Below are 25,253 nucleotides of genomic sequence, written 5' to 3'. Positions count from 1 at the left end.
CCTAGGGGCGTGTTGGGTGTGTGGGAGTCAGGTGCGGGGCGCTCGCTTCTGCTCGCGTCGGCGGGCTTGGGCGAGCCGCCCCGCTTCCCGGCACAGGGAGCAGGCTGGTTCCCCGCGCCGGTTGTGGGTGCGGGCTCCGGCCTGGGTGCCATGGGTGATGGGGGCGCTGCCTTCCTCGAGTTCGTCGGAATGAGCGCCTTTGCAGGTGTCGCGGATCTTGCCGTCCAGCCACAGGCGTCCCCCGCAGATCCCGTCGAAGCGGGAGCGGCGCGGCATGACCAGGGCGATGCACCGCGATCGGAACGGGCACTCCTGGCACACGACCAGGAGGGCTCGTGTCTGCGGCGTCCTGAGCGAGTCCGCAGTCGCGTCGTCGGGGGTGAAGCGCGTGTCCCCCGCGCACGGTGCCTCGCCGATCCACCAGGTGCCGCTCATCAGATGCTCTCCGGCAACGGCGGCTACGCGGTCGGCGGCAGCGTCATCAGGCGTACGAGATCGCTGCTGGTGCCGTAGGGGTGCCGGTAGTCGTAGAGCGGAGTGAGGTGGCGGCCAGCCAGGGCCGGTATGGCGAAGAGCTGGCCCACCAGCCGCGTGAGGACGTCGTCGCATTCGCCCGTCCAGCGGCGCTGGGTGGTGAGGTTCTGGGTGCCGTCCTCGGCGGTGCCTTCGACGATCTCGATGATGCGGCCCCCGGCGCTGTGTCCGTCCACGATGATGGCGGTGGCCTCGGGGTGGTGCTCGTGCACCAGTTGGGCGATGCGCGCGGCGCGGTCGGGCGGGGGCAGCTCCAGCAGCCAGCTGTTGCCGTCGCTCGCCGTGTTGCGCCTGACCGTGGCCCAGGCCGGGGAGTCGTACGGCGCGAGCGCGCTTTGCACGTCGAGTTCGATCTCCTCGGTGATGCCGGCGAGCGGGTGCTCCTCGTTGCTGCCGTCCCACAGTTCGGGGCAGGTGCCCAGCGGGCTGGGCTGTGCGCCGAGCACTCCGTGCACGTCCAGGGTCCGTGTGTTGCCGTAGTAGGCGAAGGTGACGTAGACGGCCTCCGGGCACAGGGCGCGGATCTGAGCGGCGATGTGGTCGAGGACGGCCAGGCAGTGCGCCTTCCCGATGCGCCGCCGCTCGGCGTCGAGCGCGTCGCGCTGTTGGGCGAGGATGGCCAGGTGATCGGCCGTGGCAGGGGACATGAGGGTGTTCTCCTTCTTCTTCGGGGGTCAGGCCAGGACGGGCTTGAGGCGTTCGCCGATCCAGCGGGCGACGTTGACGCTCACGGCGTTGCCGGCCTGCATGGTCTGGGCGGCCTTGGAGCCGACGACCTGGTACGTCTCGGGGAACCGCTGCGCCGAGAGCTGCTCGCGGGGCTGCAACATGCGGAAGAAGCAGTCCTCGATGGCGGGCGCGGTGCGCACCAGGGCCGCCGAGTCACGGGTGGCCAGGGTGTGCAGGGGCTCGGCCGCCGTCTTTGGGGCGCTCTTGCGGTACGGGATGACCAGCGTGTTGCGGGCCCGGTCGCGAGCCACGCCGTCGGGCACCACCAGGCCGTGGTGGCGGGCCGTGCTCAGGGTGCTGAGCGGGTTGTCCACCGGCGCCGCATCGCAGTTGTTGCGGAACTCCACAATGAACGGGGCCGGATCGACCGTGACCAGGGCTTCGCTCTCGCGGGTCATGCGGGTGCGCATGGGAGCGTCGACCCAGGTCGGGGTGTCGTTCCACGAGCCGCCGACCGGCACCAGCAGGGCTTCACCCAGCTTCGCGGTGCGGGTGGGCAGCGGACGGTCGTGCGGGGAGAACGCCCGGTCTGTGCCGTCCTTGCCGTGGGTGAGGGTGATGACGCTGGGCCGGTAGGGAAACTTCTCCAGTCCCGCGCCGATCCTCTTCATCGTGTTCGGCACCAGCGGCCGGGTGCGGTCGCCGATGCGCTGGCCGATGTCGTCCCACATGATCACGTCGGACGCGGGACGCACGTACGGCTCCACCAGGGCGTGGCCGCAGCGCGTGTGGGGGCACCGGTAGTCGTACTGCTGCTGGTACTTGCCGACGCGGACCTTCGAATTCCGCCAGCTCTGCCGGGCCTTCACGTCCTGGCCGCACTCGACGCAGTACGCGAGCGGACGCGGGCTCAAGTCGGGACGGCGCACACCGGTCAGGGTGAAAACTACGTAAATCCTGTCGCGCCACTGCGGCGCGTACGGGTTGGTCACCGAGCCGACGTGCGCGGAGGACACCGAGACGATCTGGACGCGGTAGCCCAGCTTCTTCATGGCCCTGATCCACTCGGGGAACAAGATCCAGTCGGTGATGAACTCCACCACGTTCTCGACGACCACGCAGGGGAACCGTTTGGCCTCGGCGGCGCGCAGCACGCACCACGCGGTCACCCGGGTCTGCTCGAAGGCTTCCGGCGGCAGCTCCCGCCACTGCTCCTCTTCCTCGAAGAGGGCTTCCTGCGCGGGGTCAGCCTGGCGCTTCTTGCCGCCGGCGGGGCTGATCTCGGTGCAGATGACACTGGCCCACAAGATGAGGGCCTGCGGCAGCCAGCGCATGGGGTAGTTCTGGATGTCGGCGCAGCGCGCGGCGGCGGTGGGGTGGTTGAGCGCGAATGTATCGACGGCGGGTTGCCAGTGGTTGATGCCGAGGATCGGCTCGTATCCGGCTTCCTTCAGGCCGGTGGCGTCTCCGCCTGCTCCACAGAGCAGGGATATGGCGCGGGGCAAGTCGGTGGTCTCCAAGTTGCGGGGCCGCCCGGCCCGGTAGAGCGGGCCGGGCGGCCGTGGTCAGGATTCGTCGGGTGCGCGTAACGCGCGGTGGTGGCGGCTGTCCTCGATCCCGAGGGCGGTGAACGCCGCGAGGCCGAGGAGGCAAGCGATCAGCAGCCAGATCACCGGCCCATGCCCCCGGTGGGGCGCGGGGCGCGGCGCGGCCGGTCAGTCATCGCTGCGCGTGATGCGGACAGTGGTGATGTGGCCGACGCGCTCGAACAGCGCCAGCGGAAGGCCGTCCCGCTCCGGGCGCTCCCACACCTTGCGGTAGCCCTCGGCGGTGACCAGGCGCCGGGACCACTCGAAGAAGCGCGCCACGGCCGTTCCGGGCGCCTCGATGCCGCCGGTCTGGTTGTGGTTGGCGCCGTAGGGGGCGGTGTGCGTGGCCGAGACGATCAGCCGCGTCGTGGCCTTGGGGACGTTCAGCTCGTCGATGCGCGCGAACATCGGGGTGAGGCTGGTGCCGTGGTGGCTCTGAGGGCCGTCGGGGGTGGAGTCGTACAGGGCGGTGTGCACGCCAGGGTCGTCGATGTTCTGGCGCCGCACCGTCCAGCCGTCCACCTCGCTGGGATCGGTGGGCAGCTCGTGTGTTGCGGCGATGACCAGCTCGGTGCCGTCGCCGAGGTCGGCGCGGATACGGCCGTCCAGGTCGACGTCGGTGGTCCAGCCGTTGTGGCGCAGGGGGGTGATGACGTGGCGGTAGCCGTGGAACAGCTTCAGCCACAGCGGGTCGGTGAGGTTGTTGTGGTCGGGCAGTGCCGCGATGGTCATGTCTCTCTCCAAGAGCGGTGGGGCAGGCGGGCGCCCATCGGGCGCCCGCCATTGAAAAATGTCACCTATCTCTAGGTGTGCGTTCAGCCTGCGGTGGGCAGTTCGTGCGAGGCGAGGACCTGCACCACCCACATTTGCCCGCCGCGGGTGACGGAGCAGCCGACGGGGCGGCCCTTGTGCCAGAGGACGAACGCCGAGCCGCGCTCACGCTCGCCGATCGAAGTGGTCAGCTCGCGCACCCCGTCGGCGGCACACTCGATGGAGCAGAACAGCCCCTCGGCGAGGACGGGTGTGGCGTGCGGGCCGTGGATGACTTCGCCGATGACGACGTAGGCGGCGGGGCCGAGAGTCGCGATGGCCATGAGAGCTCCAAGAGGTTCGGGTTCGAAGGGGTTTCGAACTTGTCCTTATATCTTAATCGTATACACCGGGGCGTCAATGTTTGTGATCTTGCAAATGGCCTATCTCTCAGCTGAGTTGGATGGGGGCGTGCGCCCCCTGCGGGCCAGATCCTTCGTGCGCTGACGGGCCATCGCCAACGCTGCCGGGTCCGCCTCGGCAACCCGGCGCTCCTGCTCGGCGAGAAACTCCCTCAGCCACTGCTGCTGCGAGGCGTGCTCGTTCTCGGCGGCCTTGCGCCTGGCCTGTTCACGACCGGCCCGCGGGTTGGTGCCGCACCCCCGGCAGTTGCCGACCGGCTGCGGGTGCTTGGAACAGCCGGTCGGCGGCTGCTCACCGGCCTCCGCGTTCGGCTCCCCCGCGGCGTCAGCCATGGGGGTAGGGGGGAAAGGAAGGACAGAGGAAGGACAAAGGAAGGAAGGGGTTTCACCGGTGAAACCCCCGGGGTTCCACTCGTGGAACCCTCGGGGTTCCACCGGTGGAACCCTGAGGGAGTCCTCATCAGGGTTTCGCGGGTGAAACCCTGGGCCGCTGCCCTGCTCCGGTCCGTGTGGGGTGCGCGGAGCTGTGCGCGCTTCAATGTCCTCGTGGGTCATGGCGGGTTTCGACGGTGCGGCACGCTTGATTCCGAGGCGTGCCTTGCGCGGGTTCTTCGGCGCGGCCTGCTCCAACTCCCTGCGGGATTGCAACTCGTCCTTGGCCGGGACTGGCGGTACGCCGAGGGGGAACACGCGGTACTCGGCCGCGCGGCCGGCCCTGCCCGTCTCGATGCGTTCCACGAGCCCCTTGGCGACCAGCTCGGTCACGATGGTCACCGCCCGCTTGTCCGACACCCCTACCCACGCGGCCAGACGCGCCAGCCCCGGCCGGGACCTGCGGGTCTCGTCGTCGGCGGAATCGCACATCTTCATCAAGGCCAGCTTCTGGCTCTGATTGACCACACCAGCGGGCAGATAGCCCGCCGCCACCATCAAGTGAATGCTCATGACAGGGCCTTGTCGCCGCAGCCGGGCATGACAGGCACGCCGAGGGGGAACACCCGGTACTCGGCCGTAGGGCCGGCCCTGTCCGTCTCGATGCGTTCCACGAGCCCCTTGGCGACCAGCTCAGTGACGATGCTCGCCGCCCGCGTTTCCGAGACTCCCGCCCACGCGGCCAGGCCCGCCAGAGCGGGATTGGCCTTGCAGGTCTCGTCGTCGGCGGAATCGCACATCTTCATCAAGGTCAGCTTCTGGCTCTGGTTGACCACGCCAGCAGGCAAGTTGGCCGCTACCAGCATCAATTGGGCACTCATCGAAACCTCTTCGGGTTGTGTGGGTATTTCGGTGATGGTGCGGAGGACGGCGGTTGCCGCCCTCCGCACCGGGGTCTGTGCCAGGTCACGTCCGGTGCACGGTCACGTTGATGCTCACCGAGGTGCGCCGGTCGTGGTCGAGCCGTACGGGCACGGGGATGTTCGCGGCCTTCAGCTGCGCTTTCATCGCTGCCGCGTCGGGAGCCATCGGCACCGTCAGACCGGCCCGCTCGTAGAGGGCGACCATGGCGTCCACGTCATCGACCTTGGTCGGATTCCCGCCGCTCCAGCTCAGTACGTTGTCGCCGTAGGCGCCCGCCTCGGAGCCGTCCAGCGTGGCGCGCAGGAGCTTCAGCCGGTCCTTGAGCGGCTTCATCTGCTCGGTGACCTCGACGTACTCCGCCAGCGCCGCTGCGCGGCCTGCGTCGTCGTGGATGAGGATGCTCTGCGGGCGCCGTCCGGCCGCGACACTGCCCCAGCAGGCCGTCTTGAAGGGGCAGTGGTCGCACACGGCCGACAGGCCCGGCCCCTGGAAGGTGCGCGGCAGGTCCTCGGGACTCTTAGCTGAGCGCACCTGCTGGACCCACCAGCGCGCCCCGCGGGCCCGCTCGGCGCTGTAGGCCATCTCCTGTACGTGGTCATCGCCGTTGTCGCGGTTGATGAACCGGAACCGGATACGGCCCACGTTCACCGGGCCGAGGCGGGCGAGCTGCCGCTGCCCCTCGATGTCGGCGAACCCTTCGCTGCGCAGCAGGTCCGCGTACAGGAACACCTGGCGTATCTCCGCGTCGCTGGCCCCGTAGCGCAGGATGTTGTCCCACTGGTAGGTGCTCTTGGTCTTCACGTCCTCCACCGTGGTCTCCTCGGCCGGGAGGCTCGGACGGAGCCGCTTCGGCAGCTTCGAGGCGGTGTGGCTGTCGAGCTGGACGGCGTCGATGTGACCGCGGATCGTGTCGTCCTCGACGCGGCGTTCGATGATCCAGCCGAACTCCTCGCGGGCGGCGGCCAGTATCCCGGCGTGCAGCCAGGTGCCGAGGATCGCCTTGCGCTTCTCGCCGCCGTCGGTGGGTGTGCGGCCGTGTAGGAGGTATCCGGCGCGCCGCGCGCACACGGTGTCGCTCGCGCCGATCTTGGTCTGCTGGGAACGGGGGCGGCGTGCGTCGGCAGCGTGGGCTGCGGGCCACAGGCTGACGGGCCGCTCGGCCGTGATGGTCATGCAGGTCTCCAGGAAGGCAGGGTGCCGCCCGCCGCGAAGCGGGCGGCACCCGAACGGATGGGACAGATCAGGAGGCGTCGCGGCTCTTGGCGGGGGCCGCCCGCTTTTGGGGAGTGGCGCGCTGGCGCGCGGGCGGCTCCTCGCCGGGCTCCACGTCCTGTACGGGCTCCGGTTCTGGCTTGGCTGCCTTCGCGCGCCGCTTCGGCGCGGGCTTGTCCTCACGCGCCGTACGCTCGGCGGGTTCCTCCCGCTTCTCGGCGCTCTCGGCCCGCTCGCCGTCGTCGGCCTCGCTGCCTTCCAGCCCCGCAGCCGCCCGCAGCCGCCGGGCGGCGTCCTCGGCGACGCCGACCACGGCCTCGGCGTCGGCCTGCTCCATCTCCTCGTCCACGTACACGCCCGACAGATCCTGCGGCGCCGCCATCCGCAGCGAGCCGGCCTCGCCGCACTTGCGCAGCATGTGGGCGGGCATCTGCTGCCACATCTTCGCCACCACGTACCCGCCCTGCTTCGGGTCGTAGTACGTCGGGGCGAACTCGTCCCACCGGGCGATGAACGGGAAGCGGGCGGCACCGCGCAGGACGGTGACCTTCACGGCGGTCGGGTACGCCTTCGAGAGCCACACCTCGTGGGCCTGGCCCTCGGAGTCGTAGTAGACGGTCTCCTCGTAGGAGATGACCTCTCCGGCCTTGGCAGCCGCCCGGTGGGCCACCGCACGGAAGCCGTCGATGCCGGTCTGGATAGTCCAGGTCTGCTCCGGCTCGTTGGGGTCGTTGGCCGCCTTCCAGTTCTTCCTGCCGATCATGTAGATCTGCCGGGCGAAAGGATCCAGACCGGTCCTGACGCAGTAGTGGAAGAACATCGCCAGGTGCCCGCGGGGAGCATGGGCCAGCCCGGGGCTGATCAGAGCGAGGGTGCTCAACTGCTTGTGGTCGAACTCTTGCTGGTCGCCACGCAGGACGATGGCGCTGGATCCGCTGGAGGTCGACTTGGCGGGCGCCTCCATGACGGTGCCCTCAACGGCCTGGGGTTCGCTGGGTTGCTCGTCGTTCACGTTTCTCCAAGAGCTTCGGTCAGTCGGTCCGCAAGGCGCGGACCTCGAATGCGGGGGCCCACTCCGGGTGGCGCTCGATGAGCAGCCGGACGTACCGGGAGCGGAAGTTGTTGTTGAGGCGGAACTCGTCGCCTTCCGTGGCGGTGGCGTAGCGCCAGCGCAGGACCTCGAAGAGCATCCCGATGCCGACGCGTCCGCCGCTGCGCTTGAGGTAGTCGGCGGTCAGGCTCTCCAGGGCTCGCAGGACCCATGGATTGAGCTGATGGAATGCCTCGAACTGCGCCTGGATCGTGGCCGCCTGACCGTCCGGCTGCCGCACGGCGTGGATCACCAGACCAGGAATCTCGTCCTGGACGGCTGCCATACCCCACCCCCTGGTGACCTCTTTCAAGAATGTCACCCATCTTGAGGGATGGGAGCCGGATGATCAACCCCACTGGCGGTGAGCGCGACTTCGCACCGCCAAGATCAGGCCGAGGTCACACTCTCGGCCGCCTCATCCATGGCCGCTTCCCGCTCCTCGTTGACCCGTGAGACATCGGCGAGCATGCGGACGGCGAGATTGGAGTCCGGATGCTTCAGCACGTAGAGCGACAAAGCGGACTCGATCACCAGGACTTCGTTCGCCCTCATGACGGCGACGCCATCACCGGCGGGCGTGTGCAGGATCTGCACGATTGCCTCCTTTGCGAATTGACCAACCCGAATGGGCATACGTTTATCTTATTCGCATTTCGGCTCTACGTACAGTGTTTACGCAGGTCAGAGGCCCTTTCGAGCATGTCGTCCCCGCGTGAGGACCTTCGATCCGGGACCGTCGTAGGTGCCGTCGCGCAGCGCGGAGACCACGGCCTCGTCCACCTCCCACGGCAGGCTGCGGGCGCTCGCGCGGAGCTCGGGCACCGCGTCGAGCACCGTGTCCAGCAGCCACAACGGCGATCCCGACAGCAGCCAGTCATGGGGAGGGAACCGGCCAGTGGCGATCGCCGTGGCGAGATTGCCCTGCGAGGGCAGGTGGAAGATCTGGATGATCTCCTGCTGCCCGACGATCGCGGACAGTTCCTCGCCGAGGTCCGCCTCCCAGCCCTCGCCCTGCTCGGCGATGAGCCGTTCTTTCACGCGTATGTCGACCTGCTTGAACCGCGCGGTGGTCGTGCCGTAGCGGACCGCGAAGCCCAACGGCCAGTAGCGGACACCCGAGACGACCATGGCCGTGGCCGGGTCCAGGGTGCGCCTGCTCGGGCTCAGCCACTGCCCGACCATCTGCGGCTCCACCCCGTACAGGGCAGCAAACTCCTGATGCCCCACCAGATACGGCTTGAGCCGATCCATCGCCCCGTCCTTCGCTCTCTCGCCTCGCGCGTGCCGACGGAAGAGTAACCGCACCGTGCCGCCGGCCTTCGGGCGGACGCTGCTATTGTGGGCGACGGTCTTTCTCCAAGAGGCCCCGATGGCCCCCGCTCCGGCGGGGGCCGTCTACTTTCTCGCGGTACTGCCCGGCTACGCGGGCTCCGCTGCCTCCTTAACGGGCGCGGCACGTTCGACGAGCTGGGGGCGGGCGTTGCCCCGGTGGCGCCGGGCCTGCCTGGTGAAGCGCAGCGCGTGCACGCTCTTGCCGGTGATTTCCCTAAAGCGCGCCGCGGCCTCTTCTTTCCGTAGCCGTCGCGTCCCCATGGTGAACACCGGTCCGCTCGGCCGCGAGCCGATCAGCTCGGCCAGCTGATGGGCGGTAGCGGAGGTGATCCCCGCCTCGTAGGTGCCGCCCTCCTTGGTGTCGTGGAAGACGATGAGGCGATCAGCGAGTTCCACATCCGGCACGTCCAGGGCGATCGCTTCGTCCAGTCGTACGTCGGACTCCGACAGGAGCTGCCAGACGGCGCGGACGGCGAGCGGGACCGACAGGTCCGCGAGCGCGGTGTCCACCTCCAAGTCGGTCACGATCAGATGCTCTGTGTTCACGAAGACCCCCAGGCCGCAGGAAGACACAAATGGTGCCCTCACGCTATCCGCAGAGTCGGACAACACCGGATCGGCCAGGGGTACTTCGTCTCAGCCGCGCATCACACCGAACACGGTCAGCGCCACCGCGGTGATGCTCGCGAGTACAGCGATGGTCGGCAGCGGCCACCGCGACCTCTCCAGCGAGGCGACCCGCTCCTCCAGGTCGTCTACCGCCTTGTCGGTCTGGTCGCTGCGCTGCACCAGTAGCGCGAGCTGCCCGTCGATGCGGGCGAGCCCCACTTCCAGGGCGCTGCGCAGCTCGGCCAGGGCCAGTGCGACCTCTCCCTCCGGCACGGGACTCTCCTTCCCTCCGGTTGAGGTCAGTGCTTGGGCGTGGCCGGGTCGCGCTTGAGCGGAAGCCAGGAAGCGGTGCCGGGCCGCCCGAGTACGGTGCCGAGGGTGGACTTCAGCGCCGACAGCGCCGCGGGTATCGCCGAGACGGCCGCGGCCTGCCACGCGGACAGCGACACCATGTCGGTCGTGCTGGAGGCTGCCATCAGCCCCAGCACCGACTGGAAGTAGGTGGCGATGGTCCGTTCGGCGACATCGGCGAGAGCCTGGGGCATGGGGTCGTTCTCCTGGTCGGGCTTGTTCGGGGTCGGTTCGGCTGCGCTGGCCTGGTGGAGGACACGCAGCTTGGCCCAGGTCTCTTGGCCCGGGATGCCGTCGGCGGCGGCGCCGTGGTGGCCTGCCTTGATCTGGTAGGCGGCGTAGGAGCGGCGGTGCCCCTCGTTCCACACCGGACCGGGCGGGGCGTCGTAACTGTCGCAGCCCTCAGCGATCAGCCGCTTCGCCATCGCCGTGATCACCGGCGAGGAGCGCCCAGCGCGGAAGAAGTCCTTGCCGGGATAGGCGGCGTACTTCGGCACGGGCTTCGGGTCGGGCTTCGGGCCCGGCTCCGGCTTGGGATCGGGCTTCGGCTTCGGCTTCGGCTTCAGGTCAGGCTTCGGCTCGTCGGGAGCCTTGCCGTCGTTCTTGATGTGCCGGGCGACACGGGCGCGGAAGTCGTCCATGTCGATGCCGCCGGGGTCGGGCTTGGAGGGCTTCCACTCTTTGTGGCCGATGACGCTGTGCTCGTTCCAGCCGTGCGCGCGGCAGATCGCAGCGGCGGTACGCGCCATCGCGTCCAGTTGCGCGGAGGGCCACGGCTGGCTGCCGGTGTTGATGCACTCGAAGCCGTAGAAGTGCCGGTTGCCGTCCGTGTCCTCCTCGTTGTCACGCGGGAGCTTCTCCTTCTCCGCAATGACGGCGAGCAGGACATCGGTGTCGCCCATGCCGGCGTGATTGGCCCGCCCGTAGCCGACCAGGTGCACCGTCCCGGACCGGTCGATCACCCCATGGCACAACGGCCCCGGAAGGTCCTGGTAGCCGACACGGCACAGTTCGGCCATGTCCGATTCGGACGAATAGGGCCCGGTGTGATGGATCATGACCCCGTTCACGGGGCCCCAGTTGCCATGGGTGTTGCGGTTGTGCGTACGCCACTTGCCGTGCTCAACGACGCCAAGGCCCGCGTGCTTCAGCACGGACAAGAACTTGTCCGCGCTCAACGGAGTTGCCACGCTCGCTTCGCATTTCTCCCCTGCGCCGTCTGGCATTCGACCAGGCCCGTCGGTGCGGGCCGGTCCCTCGGGAGTTGGCTGCGAAGCGTCGGGTGGAGGGTCACCCAGCCGTCATGGTACCCAGCGGTGCGTACGCGGGCGGGCGCCTACTCCTCGGCGTCGCCATCGATGCGGCATGAGGCGCTGTCGAGGCTGAGCCAGGTGGCTTTCACACTGCCGCCGTCCTGCACCCGCAGCGTCACCGCGCCCTTGGGATCGAGGTCGAGATGGAGCTCACGGCGGTTCGCGTCGGAGGCCACCGGAATCGTGCGGGGCACGGAGGGCCAGTAGCCCTCCGGCAACAGGGCGATGGCTGCCCCGTCCGCCGCTCGGCCGCCCGGCAGGCCGATCCGGCCGCTGAACTCCAGCGTGTCCCACAGGTTGGCGCGCATCTGGGGTGGCTGTGCAGGATCGGGCACGGCGGTGTCGCCGGTCAGCGGGAGGTCGCGCCACGGCGGGTACGGGGCGCGCCGTGCCCGCTCCAAGACGGTCACCCGCCGCTCCAGGCGGGCCAGGCGGCGCGCGAGCGTGGCGATCGTGTCCGGCATCTACTGCTCCTCATCCGCGCTGTCGGCGGGCTTCACGGTGCGCTCCAGCTTCAAGGTCACGCGCTCGGGGGTCTCGCCGTCGCCGGGCCGTACGGTCCAGCCGACGATGCGGTTCCAGCCGTCGTAGGTGGTGTGCGGCTCATGCAGCCGGATACACACGTCGTCACCGATGCGCAGCGACTCGATCGGCGCCGCGGGGTGGTCGGTGATCTCCAGCTCGGTGAGAGTAGGCAGGATCTGCCGAGCCAGGCGCTCGCGCCGGACGCGCTGCTTGAGCTTGGTCTCGTCCTTCTCGCTGGTCTCCAGCCTGTGCTCCAGGCGCAGCCGCCCGTTGCGTACCCCGTCGAGGACGATCTTGCGCTTCTTGCCCTCGCCCGCGCCCAGCCCGACGACCCACTGGGCGTACTCGTCGGCGTCCTTGATCACGTGCGGTTCGCCGACGACGTTGGCGCCGGTGGTGAACGTCAGGTCCTCGCGGCGCCGGCCGAGCTTGGGGGCGCCGAGGATGATGCGCCGCTCGGCGCGGCGCCCGCGCCAGGCGACGGTCTCGGACCACTCCAAGCCGTCATCGATCTCGGCCAGCTCGTCCACGACCTCGCCGAGGTTGCGGGCCTCCCACTTGGGCGTGGTGTACGGGTCCTTGGCCGTGCCGGTCTTCGCCTTCGACTTCGTGTCGTCCACGACGACCTCGAGTGCACCGTCCGGCTGCGCTTGCGCGTACTCCCATACGTCACGGATCACCTGGCATGGGTCCGCCTCCACGTACGGGCCGCGCCCGTCGAGATTTCCGTGCAGGTCGAACCGCCGATGCAGATAGCTGGTGAACCCGCTCGCCTCGATGGGGAGCTTGGCTCCTTCCGGCTCGGCCCGCCAGATCACCCCGCCCCAGGCGAGCTTGGCGTTCCGCTCAACGAGGATCACCGCGTCCCCGGCATCCAGCATCTCGCTGAGTGAGTGGGCGAAGGTCGGGGACAGGGCCGCGCTGAGCGATCCCGGCCCGGATATCTCCGGGCCGAACTCCACTTCGGTCAGCGGCAGGTTCCAGTGCAGCACCTCGCCGGTCGCGGCGCGGGCGACGATGTAGCGGTAGTCGGGCATCGTCACACCGGGCTTTCCGTGAAGTCGATGTCGGCGGTCACCGTCGTCCCGCGGGTTACCGTCAGGTCGCCGTCGCCGTACTTGTCGATCTGGTTGATCTGCACGGCCAGGTGCTGGCGGGTGCCGCGGTAGGCGGGCGGGACGGGGAAGGTGTCGGCGAGGACGACGGTGGTGCGGCGTGTGGTGGTGCCGTCGTCGTCGACGACGGTGGGCTTGGCGTTGTGCTCGCCCAGGCGGGTGCGCAGCTCGGCGTAGATGGGGCCGGCCTCGGCACGCAGGCCCGAGAGGGTGACCACGAGGGTGGCCTTGGTCGCCCAGGCCGGAATGTCCACGTCCCAGGAGGCTTCCTTGGGCCAGGCCGCCCAGTGGCCGTGCTGGGCGGGAACCTTCTCGGTGCTGTCGGGGTGCACGGTGCGCAGGGTCCGCTCGGTGCGCGGGTTGGCCAGGCGCCGCAGGTCGCTGATCATCTCGGCGGTGATCGCTGCGGTGCTGCGGGGGATAGTGATGCGCGCCAGGGGTATCGCGGTCATCTCCCGCACCGTGGCCGTGTCGCGGCTTTCGATGCCCTGGATGAGGTGGAAGTAGCCGATGTCCTCACGGCGCGGGTCGCGCTCACCCTCGAACTCCGGGTCCTCGACTCGCAGGACGAGCAGGTCGGTGCGGGCGAACGGCCCGGTGGGCGGGACGTCGACCACGGCGTCGCCGATGTTGCTTTGGGTGTAGGCGCCCTGCCAGGGGCGTGCACCGTGGATGAGGGCGGAGCCGTCGCCGACACGGACACCGGGGCCGGGCGCTTCCAGGGGCCGGACCTTCAGGTCTTCGGCTTCGGCTATGCCCTGCCGGCCGCGCGCCAGGTCGCGGATCATCAGGCGCATCGCGCGGGCGGGGTGCTTTCCGCCGTTCACCATCATCGGGGGCTGGACAAGGGTCACTGCTGGTCTCCGTTCACAGGGCGGTGTAAGCCGAGCGCCACGACACTTCGAGGCGGCCGGTGCCGGTCGGGTCGTCGGCGCTCCACCCGATCTCCGAGCGGCCCTTGGGGATGGTGAAGTGGTCGAGCCGGGATTCCGGCGTCAGGTCGCCTGCGACGTTGACGGTGCCGTTGCGCAGGGCCCAGCGGGTTCCTGGCCGGGTCTCCATCTCCACCCACTCCCCGGCGCGCAGCGACAGACCGAGTTCGAGAACCCGGCGGGTGACGGTGTTCCAGATCCGCGGATGGGAGACGGGGCCGTGGACGCGGAGGCTGGGCCAGGCCGAGACGTTGCCCCGGTTGGTGATCCAGCCTGGCCGGTCGTCCGGGTCGGCGCGGTCGCAGTCTGTGGGCGCGCACAGCGGGGCGCTGATGCTCCGGCTGTCGGGCTCGTGCGTGGCGGCCTGGTCCAGCCGGAGCGTGAGCTGTGACAGCTCGTCGTCGTGCCAGCGCGGGTCGAGGGCGGCGAACTCGATGTCGAGGGGTATCCATCCGTTGATCGCGTTGGTCGTGTTGGTGGCCTCCATGCGGCGCAGCCGCCCGTACAGGCGGCGTGTGCGGTGTCCGGGCCAGCGGCCCCGCAGCACGGCGCGCCCTTCGGGACGGGTGCGGGCGGCCGGGTCGTCAAGGGCCAGCTCCAGGCAGGCGAGGAGGTCGGCCGCCGCGGTTGGGTCGCCGGGCGTCTTGATGCCGGCTTCCATGCGGATGGTGCGGGGCCCGTAGAAGTCCCGGCCCGGGTAGGTGCCGTCGCCGGCCGGGTTGTCCACATCCTGGGGACGAGTGGCGGGCGACCCGAGCCCTTCGACGTTCCCGACCGGGACGGGCGTTCCCGTACCGAGGACGACGCCGCCGATCTCGAACTGCCAGGGGGCCAGCTCGATTTCGAGAGGTGGGGCCGTCTTGGTTGGTGTGCTCATCAAACCCTCCCGCCACGCTGGGCGTTGCGCAGGTTGCGCATCATTTCTGTGCCGATCTGCTCGGGGGTCGCGGAGCTGTCGGTGACGGTGACCGGCATGGTGCCGATCAGCGGCTGCTGCTCGCGTACGACCACGACCTGGACGCGTCCGCCCGCGCGGGCATCGACCACGCGGCTACGGGCGCGGTCGGCCCCGGTGCGGATGTCGAAGGCGCGGACGACGCCGGCCATGACCTCCGCGTTCTTGGTCCGCTTGAACGAGCTGGCCATCACAGGGCTGTAGTCGCGGCTGGCGCGCTTGGTGACGCCTCCGTTGACGAACCACTCCACCTGGCCGCCGAAGCGGCCGACCACGTCCTCGACAACTGCTTTACTGCGTTCCCGCTTTGCAGGCGAAAGCGGTACATATGCCTCGCCCAAAGTCTCTGGCTCACCCCATATGCGCCACGATCCGGCCGGAGCGATCTGCGCAACGTGCTGCTCGCGGCGGCGCGGACCGGCCGCTCCTTCCCGGACACCGCCGTCGGCGTAGTACTCGACCACCCCACCGTTGGCCTGGTTGAACCCCTTGTAGTTGGGGTTCTGGATCATGTCGGGGATGCCGTTGGCGTCCTTGTCATGCGACGAGGGCTTTCGGATCAGCGAGGTGAAGATCGGGATCGTCCTGCCACGCAGCGCATTGATGCGGGCCTGAATGTCATCGGCCGCCTTGCGCGCGCCGCCGGTCGGGACGGTGACCTTGACGTTCTTGGAGCCGGGCACCTTCTCGATCCGGAAGCCGAGCGCCTCCAGCTCCTTACGGGCCTGCCCGGTTGGGGCGCGGACCGTGACGGACTTCGCACCCGGCGTCGCCCGGATCTTCGCCTGCACCGCCTCCAGGCTCTTGATCGCGGCCCCGGTCGGCGCAGACACCCGCACGTTCTTCGAGTTCGGCGTCCGGCCGAGCTTGTCGATCAGCCCGTCCAAGTTCTTCTTCGCCCCGGCGGTCGGCGCGGTGATCTTGATCTGCCGGGTGCCCGGCACCGTCTTCACCGTGAAGCCGAGGGAGCGGAGCTTCTTCTGCGCGCCGTCGCTCAGCGAGTCGACCTTGATGGTCCGCTGCTTCGGCAGCCGGTGGAACTCGGCCTGCACGGCGATCAGGTTCGCCAGCGTGCTGTCCATGCCCTTGGTCTGGAGCAGCAGCGACACCTTGGAGGGCAGCAGACCGAGGCTGTCGGCTACGCCCTCGGCCTGAGCCTTGGTCAGCCCGTAGCTGCGCGCTGCCCGGATCGCCTCAGCGCGCGCCCGGCTCATCTCCCCACGGGCCTTCGCCAGTGCGTCCGGCAGCGCCTCGCCGTTGCGCTGCGCCAGGTCGTAGGTCGCCACCGAGGCGTCGGCCGCCGCGTCGGACAGGGCGGTGAGCTGGGTGTAGAGCTGCTGCCCGTTGCGCGTGGTGGTGTTGAGGGTCTTGTCGTCGTTGACGAGCTGCTTGCCGCCGTAGCCCTCCTTCTGGTTGACGTTCTCGCCGCCCTCCTTCAGGTCCAGGACGGCGCTGTTGACCTTCGCCTTCGCGGCCTGGAGGGAGATCTGGCCGCCCGAGAGCAGGTCTAGCGCGCTCTTGAGCGAACGGGTGCGGGTGTCGGCGTCAGCCGTCTCGTCGGCCAGGCCGCCGACGGCGGTCTTGAGCCGGTCGTAGGCGGAAGTGCCGTCCCCGGCGCCCTTCGTGGCCTTGGCCAGCTCCTTCGCGTTCTTCATCGCCCCGGCCATCTCGCCCTTCACGGACCCGAGCGCGTCGGCCGCGTCCTTGTACTGCTGCCCGAGAGGCGAGTAGTCCAGGATGGTCGCCTTGCCTCCGGCGACGTCCTTCCACACCTTTTGCCTGTCAGCCGTGGCCTGGAGCTTCTTCTGCAGCGCGTCCAGGGACGTGCCCTGGCCGAGATAGGCGTCCGTGAGGGACGCGAGCGGCACGCCGGCCTCTTCCATGACCTTGGTGAGCTGCCCCTGCTCCGTCTTCGTGTCCAGCAGCGCCTGGGCGGCCTGGTTGCGGACGTTGCTGTCGATCTGCCCGCCCGACTCCCGCAGCGCAGAGGTCAGCGTGGAGACGCGCTGCTGGTGCTCGGCGGCGGCTTGCGCGGCCTTCTGCTGTCGCGCGGCGAGCAGCCCCAGGCCAACGGAGACACCGGCCATGGCGATACCGAAAGGCCCGCCCAGCGCGCCGGAGATGCCGGACATGGCCGAGCGCAGGCCCGAACCAGCCGCGCGCGTAACGCCGTTCATCGTCCCCATGAACGTCACGCCCGCGCCGTTCGCGCTGCGGAACGCGGCCGTCATGCTGCCGAGAAACCCGACCCTGGCCTGCACCGTGGCCCACGCTGCCCCGTACCGGGTCAGCGATCCACCGGTTGCGGCGGCGAGGGTCTGCTGGAGCCGCATCTGCTGGGCAAAGGACTGGAAACCTGACCGGACAGGGCCGGTAACCGTGTTGGCGAGGCTGGTCAGGCCGGGCTGCGCCCTGCGGAACAGCAACATCGCCAGGGCCGCCGACTGGATGGGCGCGGGCAGCGCACCGAAGGCGCTGACCAGCCCGCCCACCACGTGCCCGACCGGCACCAGGACGGCGGACAGGCCCGACACCGCGTCCATGGCCACGTTCGCGACCGTGGCGATGATGTCGAGCGTGCCGGCAGCAGCACCCCCGTCCTTCCCCAGACCCGAGAGCGCGGACACGATGGGCTCGGCACCGTCGGCCGCGTTGCGCAGGACGTCGCCCAGCGTGCGAGCGGCATTGATCAGCAGGTTCAGGCCCGTGGCAAGGGTGTGCTCGCCCAGCTCCCTGAGCGGCCCCAGCAGCCCCCGGGCCTCATCTATCAAGCCGCCGAGGCCGGAGCCCGCCTTCGCCTTCAGCTCCGGCCCGTACAGGATCGCCAGGTTGCGGCCGTACTCCAGCGCGGTGGTCAGGTACGGCGTCGCCCCCGCCAGTCCGCGCGTCAGCAGCCGGGTCACGTATTCCAGACCGGGGGCCATGCCCTCGTACAGCGCCAACCCGGTCTGCTTGGCCTGGGTACGCAGCTGAGTCATCGCACCGGTCAGGCCCTGACCGCGCGAGGCGGTGATGGACGCGGCGGCCCCGGTCTGGCGCACCGCTACCGACAGGGCGTCGAACGACTCGGTCCCCTGATGCGCCAACGCCGCCGCCCCGGACAGCGCAGGCTTGCCGAACGCTCGGGTGACTCCTGCGGCGAAGTCCTTCTGGGACATCCGGTGTTCGGCCTTCGAGAGGCCGTCGATCACCAGGCGAAGGCCCCGGAACTGCCCCTGGGCGGTCCAGGCGTCGATCCCCAGGTCCTTCAGCGCGCCCCGCATCTGCGGCGTCGGCGCGGCCAGGTTCGCGAAAATGCCCCTGAGCGATGTGCCCGCCGTCTGCCCGAGGATGCCGCTCTTGCCGAGCATGCCGACCGCTGCCGCGGTGTCCTGCAGCGAGACGCCGAGCGCGTTCGCGACCGGTCCGGCGTACCGCATCGAGTAGTAGATGTCGGTGATCGAGCCGGAGGCGTTGTTCGCGGTGGCGGCCAGCGTGTCCGAGGCCCGCGAAGCCTGATCAGCACCGAGACCGAATTGGTCCATGATGTCGCCCAAGTACTTCGCGGACGTTGCGGCGTTGACATCGGCGGCTGCGGAGAGCTGGAGCGAGGCGCGTACGGCGTCGATGGACTGGTCCGCGCGGAATCCCGCCTTGCTCAGCTCGACCATGCCCTCGGCCGCGTCGGCCGCGGTCGAGCCCGGAAGGCTCAGGTCATTGCCGAGTTCCTGCGCGACGGCCGAGGCGCGTTTCATCTGTCCGGCGGTGGCCGAGGTGACCGCCCGGAACAGGTTCATCTGCTTCTGGTAGCGGTTGCCCTCCTGGACCATCTCGCCCGCGCCCAGGAGCAGACTGCCGCCCGCGAGCATATTGGTGGCGGATACACCGCCCCTGCCCGCGCCGGCCATGGTCCGTTGCAGCCGGGACATGGAGCGAGCTCCGTCGTCACCGGCCGCGCGCAGGCTGGCGCGGGCGGCTCCGGCACGTGCGGCGATCCGGTTCAGCTCGCCGACAGCGGAGCGGGTGGAGCGGTTGAGCGCCGCGAACTGGCGGGCGAGTCTCGCCCCGTTCGCATCGAGGCGGGCCAGCGAGCGATTGGCGGCATCCGTGCGATCGGCAAGCGTCCGCATCTGACCGGAGGCAGCGCGAGTTCCCGCGATCAGGTCGCGGACCTCGGCGCGCATCGCCACGGTCAGGGTGAACCCGGCCACCGCTGTGCTCCTTACGTACGTCGTGCGGGTTGGATCAGGTGTGGTCGCGGTGCTGGTGGCGCGGCAGGAGCTGGATCTTCACGCCGTAGCCGGAGCGGTCTTGGGGGACGTGGTCGCGCTCCTGCTCGATCAGCTCGCAGCCGGGGCAGCGCAGGGTGTCGGTGACGTAGGCGTGCCGGTCGCGGTCCCACTCCTCCAGCCGGGTGTGGCACTCGGGGCACACCGCGCGCTGCCACTCCGCCCAGGCCAGGGCCTTGGCCCGGTCCAGCTCCGTCCACCGGCCGTCGCCGCCGAGGAACTGGGAGTGCGGGATGCGGTACCTCTCGCACAGCTCCAGCTCCGCCCGCAGGTGCGGGTCGCGGCTCAGCCTTTTCCCAGGTCGACCCGGCTTTCCTGCTGCACCTGCCAGGCCGCCTCCCACAGGAGGTTGGCGTCCGGCGCCGACCAGGTGGCCAGCAGCTCAGTAGCCTCGTCCTGGCTCATCCCGTCGAAGGACGCCGCCGAGATCAGCGCGGCCGGGAAGGTGTCCGGATTGAACACCGCCCCCTCTTCCTCCTGTTTTTCGGTCGGCGGGTGCGCGGCGATCAGCTCTTCCAGGACCGGGCGCGGCAGCGCCAGGAACGTGAGGAAGTCCGAGGCGTCGTCCAGGGCGGCGCTCGCGGTCTCGAAGGCCGCTTGCGCATCTGCGGCGCGCTGGGCCGCCAGCTCGTCGTCCGGCGTGGCCTCGGCGATGAACCGGGCGCGCTGGGCGTCGCGTTCGGCGTCCGCGACCTGCTCTCTGAGCTGGTCGTCATCGCAGACGCGGAGCTTGTTCTGCGGCCGGGCGCGGCGGCGCAGGCGGTCCATCTTGGACGCCCACGCCCCCTCCGCCGGCGTATCGCGGGGAGGGGACGGGCGCTTGGCCGGTGCGGGGCGCGACACGCTCAGTCCTCACCGTGCTCACGGACCGTGGTCTTGGTCGCGCTCACGACGGTGACGTCAACGTGGTCACCGTCCTGGTCGCCGTGGCCGTGGTCGTCGTCGCAGTCCTCGGGCGGCACCGGAAGGGTGTGGAAAGCCTCGGGCACCACGGAGTCCAGCGACGGCTCGTCAACGATGGTGAAGTCGACCTTGAACTTGGCCGCCTCGTTACCCGTCGAGTACGTCGCGGCGCGGGTGGCGACCTGCACGGGGAAGACGTCCACCGAGCGGGAGCCGGGGACGTCGCCCTTACGCAGCAGGACGACGTAGCCCTTCGCCCCCTTGGGCAGACGCTGCTCGATCTCGTCGGAGTGCCGGTCCTCGTAGAAGGTGAGCGAGCTGTTCTCGGCCTTGTCGTTGCCCGGGATCGAGGAGTTGAACGTCGAGCCCATGTCCGGGGTTTCGATCGGGTCGTTCTCCAGCGCCCAGCCCTCGATGTCCGAGACGGCGTTGGTCAGGTCGAACCGGTTGGGCTCGCTGATTTCCTTGCGGGACGGCCACTTCGGATCGGTGATCGACGTGAGCCAGTAGATCTTGGAGATGCCGCGCCGCAGGAATCGGGTCTGGGTGGCAGGCTTCTTCAGGGACACAGGTCCGCTCCCACTTCTGGGGCAGCGTCCCGTGCCGAGGCCCTGCCCCTTGAGTTTCAAAGGGGTTCGCCTGGCCTGGGCCTAGCGTCCGCGCGGGCCTCCGCGGTGAGGAAACGTCTATGCAGCAGCCGGTGTCACGGTGATCGTGAACCGCTGTACGTAGGACACGATAGCGCCTGCCGCCGACACGGACGGCTCGCCTCCAGCGTCGTGATCCAACTCCCGGTCGATCACACGAGCTTGGGGAACATGCAGGTCATGGGCCCATTCGTCATCACTCCGTCCGACGACGCCATGGCGTACGCGGTCGGCGAGCCACTGCACCTGGTCGTCGCGCTCGCCGACCGAAGTCACCTGGTACGCCCAGGCGGCGTCCGCGTGCCAGTCCCACAGCGGCGGACCGCTGAACTCTCCCGGCAGCGAGTCCAGGATCGTGTACGGCGCGGATGCTGGCTCCCACTCCCCGGACCGCCCCCGGACGCAGGGCAGTTCACCGATGCCGCACGGCCGGCCGGTCGCCTTCGCGATGAAAGCGGCGAGCGCCCGGGTCACGGGCAGGCGTTCGGCGGTCAGGGCAGGACTCCGTCCGCCAGGGCCTGGACGAAGCCAGGCCGCGTCTGCCGAAAGGCGGGCTCGACGTGCGGGAACGGCGGCTGCCGGTAGTGACGGCCCAGCGAGTCGACGCCAACGAAGCCGTACTCCAGCCGCCTCGCCTGCGGAGCGTCGGAGAACACCTCCGCCGTCACCTGCCCACCGCCGGTACTCATCCGCACATCCCAAGAGGCCCGGTACTGACCGGTGATCACCCGCGGCCCCGGCCTGCCGGAGGCGTGACGCTGGATACGGACGCGCAGCAGCATCGCGTGATGCCGGGTGATCGTACGCGTACGGGCCCGGGCGGCCGGACCCATACGGGCCAGCGCAGCGGCGAGCGCGATCGGGTCGCGGAACGCCGTGGCGTCAGGGTGGGCGTTCGGATGCGGGTTCGCGACAGCCATCAGTCGATCACCTGCACCCGCACGATGCGCACCACGCTGAAGGTGCCGACGTTCTTGTCCGACACCCGGAAGCGGCGGCCGACGAGCTGCGGATCACGGGGGCCGCCAGGTCGTACGGACCCGGCGACGCGAATCACGTCGTCGGGCCGCAGTTCCGGGGCCTGTACGGGCAACACCGCCTGGTAGTCGGTGGTCGGCGGCTCTGCCGCGACCGCGCTACCGATCGGCTTCGTGATCGCCGGACGCCCCAGGGGCATCACCGCGCCAAGCCCGTCCCAGATCAAGTCCTCGTCGGGCGCCGGCGGCACCAGCTTCCCCGTCGTCTCGTCCAGGTAGTCATCCGCACGGCCGCCGCTGTCACGCCACGCCTCCAATTTGTCGTCCAGGATGCGGCCGACCACGCGCCGCGCTCCGTCCACGTCAAACGCCACGAGCCCACTCCCCAAGCTGGGTGAGCATGGCCAGCGTCAGCGAGTGCGGGCCGGTCCCCAGGTCGGGGCGGGCCAGCGCCTCGCGCTCCAGCTCCTCGGCGTCGATCGCGGCCAGGAACGCGCCTGCGGCCGGGCCCGGATCGGGAGCATCGGCGACCGAAACCCGCGCCATCCCGGAGAAACGGGTATCCGCGCGGTCCGCAAGGTGCAGCACGACGTGCGCGGGCTCGCCGGGGAGTTGGCTGACGCTGTAGGCACTGACGGCGCGCGGGTCAACAACCTGGCCCCCAATTTCCACGGTGGCCGTGGCTCCGTTGGCGGTGATCCGCACATGGTGCCGGGAAGAGTCGCTGTGATCCATTCAGACGACGTTAGAACCGTTGTCGGACAACTCCGCATCCCGGCAGCGGCACTGTCATCTCGTCCAACTGCCATGCAACTTTCGTGCTGTGCCGCTGCGGAACCCACGCCGATCGCAGCGGTGACAGCGCATTCAGAGGGACCGTGCGGACGGTCTCAACGATCTCGGCCGCTGCCACCTGGTAGGCGTGCAGCGGCTTAGGGATCGACCCGCGGCCGAGGCCAGTCGGCATCAACGCCGGCCGCAAGGTCCGCGTTCATCCGCTTGGTCAGGAGGCAGTTTCCGAGCACGATAAGCCACAGTTGTCACTGGTGTCGCGCCGCAGTCGCAACCGGCCTGCCAGCCTCGACCATGCGCGCGTTCCTGTGGGATCGAATCCCTGATGGGGGTGCCTGGTCGTGTCCCGTGGTGCTGTTCCGCCTGATGAGCCCGCACCACGCTGCCCTATCCTGCTCCGCGCGTCCCTTGATCTCCCGTCCGCTCACGCTCCTTGCCCTGCTGGTCACCGTTTCCGCGTTCTGTGGCTGCGAAGTTGCGATGCTCGGCACACACTGGTGGGCCTGGGGAGAGAAGGGAACGCTCTCCTCGTCACCTCGCTGGCACCCGGCAAGCGAGCTGATGTCAGAGGGGGCTCCTAGACTTGCTGGAACCGTCGGCATTGGGGGACTCGTATGGCGATCATTCCGGTTCAGCAACGCAAGGCTCAGGACCCGGACTCGAATGTGCCCCGGCTGGTGACGGTCGTGGACCGGGTGCTTGAAGGGGATGTCGTCCTCCCCAAGTTCCAGCGGAACTTCGTCTGGACGCGGCAGCAGATCCTCGACCTCCTTGATTCCGTATCACGTAACTACCCGATCGGCAGCGTGCTGCTCTGGCAGAGCACCGAGCAGCTGGCCAGCGAGCGCACGGTCGCCGGCCTTTCTGTGGGGGAACAGCGGCACGGCTACCCCGTGAACTACATCCTGGATGGTCAGCAGCGCCTGGCTACGATCTGCGGTGCCTTGCACTGGGAGCCGAGTAATGACCCAGACAGCGCCTGGAACATCGTCTACGACTTGGAGCTCCAAGAGTTCAGGCACGCCACCACGCTCGCCGAGCCGTCGCCCCACGTGGTTCCGGTTCGTCTGCTGTCTGACGGTTTCGAGTTCGCAGATCGTGCGTCGAAGGCAGGATCCGCCGAACTTCAGGAACGAGCGAAGGCCCTCTATAACCGCTTTTCGAACTACCAAATCGCGGTCATCACTTTGCGGGGAATGCCCTCGACTGAAGTCGCCAAGGTCTTCGAACGGATCAACAGCACGGCGACACCACTCACGGTAGTTGACCTGATGCGTGCGGCCACGTGGAGTCCTGAGTTCGACCTTAAGGATGAGATCGACACGCTTCTGGGCGTGCTTGATAGGAAGAGGTACGGGCGCGTCGACACCAAGACCGTGCTTCGCACCATCTCCGCGGCGGCGGGCTTCGGGTTCTCCCGCGATGATATGAACCTGATGCGCAACCTGGATCACGCAGAGCTGGAAGACGCGGTCAAGGCAGCGGGAGAGGCGTCGAAGCTCGCCGTGGATTTCCTGACTACACAGATTCGTACGCCTCGGGCGACCGCCTTGCCTTACTACAACCAGTTCGCAGTCCTGGTTGAGATCTTCCGACAGGCTCCCAAGCCAACTGCGGCCCAGTTCGATGCCATCGAGAGATGGTTCTGGCTGACGGCAAGCGGTGAGTACTTCAAGGGGTGGAACTCGCGACAGATGGCCGACGACCGTGAGGCGGTGCGCGCATTCGCTCAGGGTGAGAGTGCTGACATTGAGGTTGGGGCGGGCCTGCCACGGAACGTGCTGTGGCGGCGCAGTCAGTTCCGTACGACCAACGCGCCGTCGAAGCTACTGGGTTTGCTGCTCGCGGAAGCCCATCCAGTGGACCTCCGCCATGGCCGACGCATCGACACGGATAAGGCGCTGTCGTGGCAGAACGACAAGGAGTTCCACCATTTCTTCCCCAAATCGTTCCTCAAGAAGCAGGGACAGGGATTCAACCGAGCCAACGTCTGCGCCAACCTGATCATGCTCAGCTCGGTGACCAACATCTACATCAGCGACCAGCCGCCGTCGGTCTACCTCAAGGATCTCTGCGAGACTCAGGGAACGGAGACGATCCGCGCGCGACTTGCAACATGCCTCGTGGACGACGCAGCCTTTGAATCCGCCCTGCGAGACGACTACGAGGGCTTTCTGCAGGCTCGCTCTGAGACGCTGCATAAGCGACTGATGCAACTCATTGGCACGTCTGCGGACGGGGTGGGAGAGTACGTGTCAGTGCTCGAGGAAGCCGAGAGCGACGTCAGCGCAGTGGACGAGCCGGTCGACCGGGACTCTGTGGACTGACAGGCGGCCACAAATGCGAGTCGCAGAAATGCCGGTCAGCGATCGGCCGCTCGAACGGCTGTGGAAGTTCGGCTCCGAGGCGCTCGCTGACCGAGAGCCGCTTGCTCTGCTCCCTGGGACCAGGGCGCGACGCGGTGGAACTAGCCAGTGAATTGATCGCCGAGCATTGCCGGCTACGAGGATTGGCTTGGGCGGATCCGCAGGCGTTGGTCGGCCTGCCGGGGACGGGGCAGGCCAAGGCAGCACGGGTTTGCGGCGGTGTTCGCCTCGCGAAACGCCTGGCCTACCCGGGAGCGACCGATCGGTGCCGTGTCGTCACGACGGCCGATGTGGCCGCCGTCGCAGCCCCGTTGCTGCGCGACCTGCGACATGAGCGGGTAATCGTCGTGGTCTGCGATACGGCCGGCACCTTTCTTCGCACGGCCCGCCTCACCGACGGTGCGAACGACCGCAGTCTGATACCAGTCCGCGACATTCTGACTCTCGTCCTCGCCTCCGGCGGCTCATCCTTCGAAGTTGCGCACAACCACCCACACAGCGACCCAACCCTAAGCCTTGGCGACCGAAGGGGACTGCGCGACTCTTGGAGGCCGCACCAGCCGTCGGACTACGCTTTCTCGATCACGTATTCGTGACGGACGA

At 68.9% G+C, this 25,253-nt stretch carries 29 protein-coding genes; 2 read left to right on the top strand and 27 right to left on the bottom strand.

Translation table 11 applies throughout. From position 1 onward, the window contains the following. Window positions 1-27 precede the first annotated feature (27 nt). From J7E87_RS15045 to J7E87_RS14915, 27 genes are all read right to left on the bottom strand, one after another. Window positions 28-435: a hypothetical protein gene (locus J7E87_RS15045; protein WP_215094053.1), complete on the bottom strand. Its 408-nt coding sequence runs from the start codon at window positions 433-435 to the stop codon at window positions 28-30. A gap of 23 nt (window positions 436-458) precedes the next feature. Continuing rightward, window positions 459-1,181 carry a hypothetical protein gene (locus J7E87_RS15040; protein WP_215094051.1) on the bottom strand — a complete coding sequence of 241 codons (723 nt, stop codon included), beginning with the start codon at window positions 1,179-1,181 and terminating at the stop codon, window positions 459-461. Window positions 1,182-1,208: 27 nt separating this feature from the next. Continuing rightward, window positions 1,209-2,708 carry a DNA cytosine methyltransferase gene (locus tag J7E87_RS15035; RefSeq protein ID WP_215094049.1) on the bottom strand — a complete coding sequence of 500 codons (1,500 nt, stop codon included), beginning with the start codon at window positions 2,706-2,708 and terminating at the stop codon, window positions 1,209-1,211. A 210-nt stretch (window positions 2,709-2,918) separates the two neighbouring features. Then, window positions 2,919-3,524, bottom strand: coding sequence for a hypothetical protein (locus J7E87_RS15030; RefSeq protein WP_215094047.1), 606 nt, complete (start codon window positions 3,522-3,524; stop codon window positions 2,919-2,921). Between the two features lie 83 nt (window positions 3,525-3,607). Then, window positions 3,608-3,886, bottom strand: coding sequence for a hypothetical protein (locus tag J7E87_RS15025; protein ID WP_215094045.1), 279 nt, complete (start codon window positions 3,884-3,886; stop codon window positions 3,608-3,610). A 99-nt stretch (window positions 3,887-3,985) separates the two neighbouring features. Further along, the gene (locus tag J7E87_RS15020) at window positions 3,986-4,909 is read right to left on the bottom strand and encodes a helix-turn-helix domain-containing protein (RefSeq protein WP_215094043.1); all 924 of its coding nucleotides are present in this window, start codon (window positions 4,907-4,909) and stop codon (window positions 3,986-3,988) included. Continuing rightward, on the bottom strand, window positions 4,906-5,217 hold the full coding sequence (locus J7E87_RS15015; RefSeq protein ID WP_215094041.1) for a helix-turn-helix domain-containing protein: 312 nt from the start codon (window positions 5,215-5,217) through the stop codon (window positions 4,906-4,908). The genes J7E87_RS15020 and J7E87_RS15015 overlap by 4 nt, the downstream gene beginning before the upstream one ends. 85 nt (window positions 5,218-5,302) lie before the next feature. After that, window positions 5,303-6,433 carry a PD-(D/E)XK nuclease family protein gene (locus J7E87_RS15010; protein ID WP_215094039.1) on the bottom strand — a complete coding sequence of 377 codons (1,131 nt, stop codon included), beginning with the start codon at window positions 6,431-6,433 and terminating at the stop codon, window positions 5,303-5,305. A gap of 67 nt (window positions 6,434-6,500) precedes the next feature. Continuing rightward, complete coding sequence (locus J7E87_RS15005; protein WP_215094037.1) at window positions 6,501-7,484, bottom strand: recombinase RecT; 984 nt, start codon at window positions 7,482-7,484, stop codon at window positions 6,501-6,503. 19 nt (window positions 7,485-7,503) lie between these two features. Beyond that, complete coding sequence (locus tag J7E87_RS15000; protein ID WP_215094035.1) at window positions 7,504-7,848, bottom strand: hypothetical protein; 345 nt, start codon at window positions 7,846-7,848, stop codon at window positions 7,504-7,506. Between the two features lie 104 nt (window positions 7,849-7,952). Further along, window positions 7,953-8,159, bottom strand: a complete 207-nt coding sequence (locus tag J7E87_RS14995) for a hypothetical protein (protein WP_215094033.1) — start codon at window positions 8,157-8,159, stop codon at window positions 7,953-7,955. Between the two features lie 87 nt (window positions 8,160-8,246). Continuing rightward, window positions 8,247-8,816, bottom strand: a complete 570-nt coding sequence (locus J7E87_RS14990; protein WP_215094031.1) for a hypothetical protein — start codon at window positions 8,814-8,816, stop codon at window positions 8,247-8,249. Window positions 8,817-8,984: 168 nt separating this feature from the next. Continuing rightward, a complete protein-coding gene (locus tag J7E87_RS14985) occupies window positions 8,985-9,422 on the bottom strand; it encodes a hypothetical protein (RefSeq protein WP_215094029.1) in 438 nt (145 codons plus the stop codon). 111 nt (window positions 9,423-9,533) lie between these two features. Further along, window positions 9,534-9,779 (bottom strand): hypothetical protein, encoded by a 246-nt coding sequence (locus J7E87_RS14980; RefSeq protein WP_215094027.1) that lies wholly within the window; start codon window positions 9,777-9,779, stop codon window positions 9,534-9,536. Between the two features lie 26 nt (window positions 9,780-9,805). Beyond that, window positions 9,806-11,047, bottom strand: a complete 1,242-nt coding sequence (locus J7E87_RS14975; protein WP_215094025.1) for a peptidoglycan-binding protein — start codon at window positions 11,045-11,047, stop codon at window positions 9,806-9,808. Between the two features lie 146 nt (window positions 11,048-11,193). Further along, entirely contained in the window at window positions 11,194-11,634 is a 441-nt protein-coding gene (locus tag J7E87_RS14970) for a hypothetical protein (protein WP_215094023.1), read from the bottom strand. Beyond that, the gene (locus J7E87_RS14965) at window positions 11,635-12,738 is read right to left on the bottom strand and encodes a hypothetical protein (protein WP_215094021.1); all 1,104 of its coding nucleotides are present in this window, start codon (window positions 12,736-12,738) and stop codon (window positions 11,635-11,637) included. After that, entirely contained in the window at window positions 12,735-13,664 is a 930-nt protein-coding gene (locus J7E87_RS14960; protein ID WP_215094019.1) for a hypothetical protein, read from the bottom strand. The genes J7E87_RS14965 and J7E87_RS14960 overlap by 4 nt, the downstream gene beginning before the upstream one ends. A 13-nt stretch (window positions 13,665-13,677) precedes the next feature. Next, on the bottom strand, window positions 13,678-14,619 hold the full coding sequence (locus J7E87_RS14955) for a phage tail family protein (protein WP_215094017.1): 942 nt from the start codon (window positions 14,617-14,619) through the stop codon (window positions 13,678-13,680). Beyond that, the gene (locus J7E87_RS14950) at window positions 14,619-18,887 is read right to left on the bottom strand and encodes a phage tail tape measure protein (RefSeq protein ID WP_215094014.1); all 4,269 of its coding nucleotides are present in this window, start codon (window positions 18,885-18,887) and stop codon (window positions 14,619-14,621) included. Before J7E87_RS14950 ends, J7E87_RS14955 begins: the two co-directional genes overlap by 1 nt. Before the next feature lie 34 nt (window positions 18,888-18,921). Beyond that, complete coding sequence (locus J7E87_RS14945; RefSeq protein WP_215094012.1) at window positions 18,922-19,308, bottom strand: hypothetical protein; 387 nt, start codon at window positions 19,306-19,308, stop codon at window positions 18,922-18,924. Beyond that, window positions 19,251-19,733, bottom strand: a complete 483-nt coding sequence (locus tag J7E87_RS14940) for a hypothetical protein (protein WP_215094010.1) — start codon at window positions 19,731-19,733, stop codon at window positions 19,251-19,253. Before J7E87_RS14940 ends, J7E87_RS14945 begins: the two co-directional genes overlap by 58 nt. A gap of 77 nt (window positions 19,734-19,810) precedes the next feature. After that, window positions 19,811-20,437: a hypothetical protein gene (locus J7E87_RS14935; RefSeq protein WP_215094008.1), complete on the bottom strand. Its 627-nt coding sequence runs from the start codon at window positions 20,435-20,437 to the stop codon at window positions 19,811-19,813. A gap of 117 nt (window positions 20,438-20,554) precedes the next feature. After that, the gene (locus tag J7E87_RS14930; protein WP_215094006.1) at window positions 20,555-20,989 is read right to left on the bottom strand and encodes a hypothetical protein; all 435 of its coding nucleotides are present in this window, start codon (window positions 20,987-20,989) and stop codon (window positions 20,555-20,557) included. Between the two features lie 17 nt (window positions 20,990-21,006). Then, window positions 21,007-21,435, bottom strand: coding sequence for an HK97 gp10 family phage protein (locus tag J7E87_RS14925; RefSeq protein ID WP_215094004.1), 429 nt, complete (start codon window positions 21,433-21,435; stop codon window positions 21,007-21,009). Next, the gene (locus J7E87_RS14920; protein ID WP_215094002.1) at window positions 21,435-21,866 is read right to left on the bottom strand and encodes a DUF6093 family protein; all 432 of its coding nucleotides are present in this window, start codon (window positions 21,864-21,866) and stop codon (window positions 21,435-21,437) included. The genes J7E87_RS14925 and J7E87_RS14920 overlap by 1 nt, the downstream gene beginning before the upstream one ends. Next, window positions 21,856-22,227: a hypothetical protein gene (locus J7E87_RS14915; protein ID WP_215094000.1), complete on the bottom strand. Its 372-nt coding sequence runs from the start codon at window positions 22,225-22,227 to the stop codon at window positions 21,856-21,858. The genes J7E87_RS14920 and J7E87_RS14915 overlap by 11 nt, the downstream gene beginning before the upstream one ends. A 671-nt stretch (window positions 22,228-22,898) precedes the next feature. Between J7E87_RS14915 and J7E87_RS14910 the strand changes: the two genes are divergently transcribed. Then, window positions 22,899-24,611: a DUF262 domain-containing protein gene (locus tag J7E87_RS14910; RefSeq protein ID WP_215093998.1), complete on the top strand. Its 1,713-nt coding sequence runs from the start codon at window positions 22,899-22,901 to the stop codon at window positions 24,609-24,611. A gap of 134 nt (window positions 24,612-24,745) precedes the next feature. Next, window positions 24,746-25,246 (top strand): JAB domain-containing protein, encoded by a 501-nt coding sequence (locus tag J7E87_RS36445; RefSeq protein WP_215093996.1) that lies wholly within the window; start codon window positions 24,746-24,748, stop codon window positions 25,244-25,246. Window positions 25,247-25,253 lie beyond the last annotated feature (7 nt).

Origin of the sequence: Streptomyces sp. ISL-1 (assembly GCF_018614585.1) — a bacterium.
GTDB lineage: Bacteria > Actinomycetota > Actinomycetes > Streptomycetales > Streptomycetaceae > Streptomyces > Streptomyces maoxianensis.
This window is presented reverse-complemented; position numbering and strand designations above follow the sequence as displayed.

Bases quoted from the DNA above. Each gene is read 5' to 3' on its own strand.
- J7E87_RS15010 (WP_215094039.1), bottom strand. From the start codon at position 6,433: ATGACCATCACGGCCGAGCGGCCCGTCAGCCTGTGGCCCGCAGCCCAC.
- J7E87_RS14915 (WP_215094000.1), bottom strand. From the start codon at position 22,227: ATGGATCACAGCGACTCTTCCCGGCACCATGTGCGGATCACCGCCAAC.
- J7E87_RS15025 (WP_215094045.1), bottom strand. From the start codon at position 3,886: ATGGCCATCGCGACTCTCGGCCCCGCCGCCTACGTCGTCATCGGCGAA.
- J7E87_RS14955 (WP_215094017.1), bottom strand. From the start codon at position 14,619: ATGAGCACACCAACCAAGACGGCCCCACCTCTCGAAATCGAGCTGGCC.
- J7E87_RS14970 (WP_215094023.1), bottom strand. From the start codon at position 11,634: ATGCCGGACACGATCGCCACGCTCGCGCGCCGCCTGGCCCGCCTGGAG.
- J7E87_RS15015 (WP_215094041.1), bottom strand. From the start codon at position 5,217: ATGAGTGCCCAATTGATGCTGGTAGCGGCCAACTTGCCTGCTGGCGTG.
- J7E87_RS15020 (WP_215094043.1), bottom strand. From the start codon at position 4,909: ATGAGCATTCACTTGATGGTGGCGGCGGGCTATCTGCCCGCTGGTGTG.
- J7E87_RS15030 (WP_215094047.1), bottom strand. From the start codon at position 3,524: ATGACCATCGCGGCACTGCCCGACCACAACAACCTCACCGACCCGCTG.
- J7E87_RS15045 (WP_215094053.1), bottom strand. From the start codon at position 435: ATGAGCGGCACCTGGTGGATCGGCGAGGCACCGTGCGCGGGGGACACG.
- J7E87_RS15040 (WP_215094051.1), bottom strand. From the start codon at position 1,181: ATGTCCCCTGCCACGGCCGATCACCTGGCCATCCTCGCCCAACAGCGC.
- J7E87_RS14925 (WP_215094004.1), bottom strand. From the start codon at position 21,435: ATGGCTGTCGCGAACCCGCATCCGAACGCCCACCCTGACGCCACGGCG.
- J7E87_RS14940 (WP_215094010.1), bottom strand. From the start codon at position 19,733: ATGGACCGCCTGCGCCGCCGCGCCCGGCCGCAGAACAAGCTCCGCGTC.
- J7E87_RS15000 (WP_215094035.1), bottom strand. From the start codon at position 7,848: ATGGCAGCCGTCCAGGACGAGATTCCTGGTCTGGTGATCCACGCCGTG.
- J7E87_RS14910 (WP_215093998.1), top strand. From the start codon at position 22,899: ATGGCGATCATTCCGGTTCAGCAACGCAAGGCTCAGGACCCGGACTCG.
- J7E87_RS14990 (WP_215094031.1), bottom strand. From the start codon at position 8,816: ATGGATCGGCTCAAGCCGTATCTGGTGGGGCATCAGGAGTTTGCTGCC.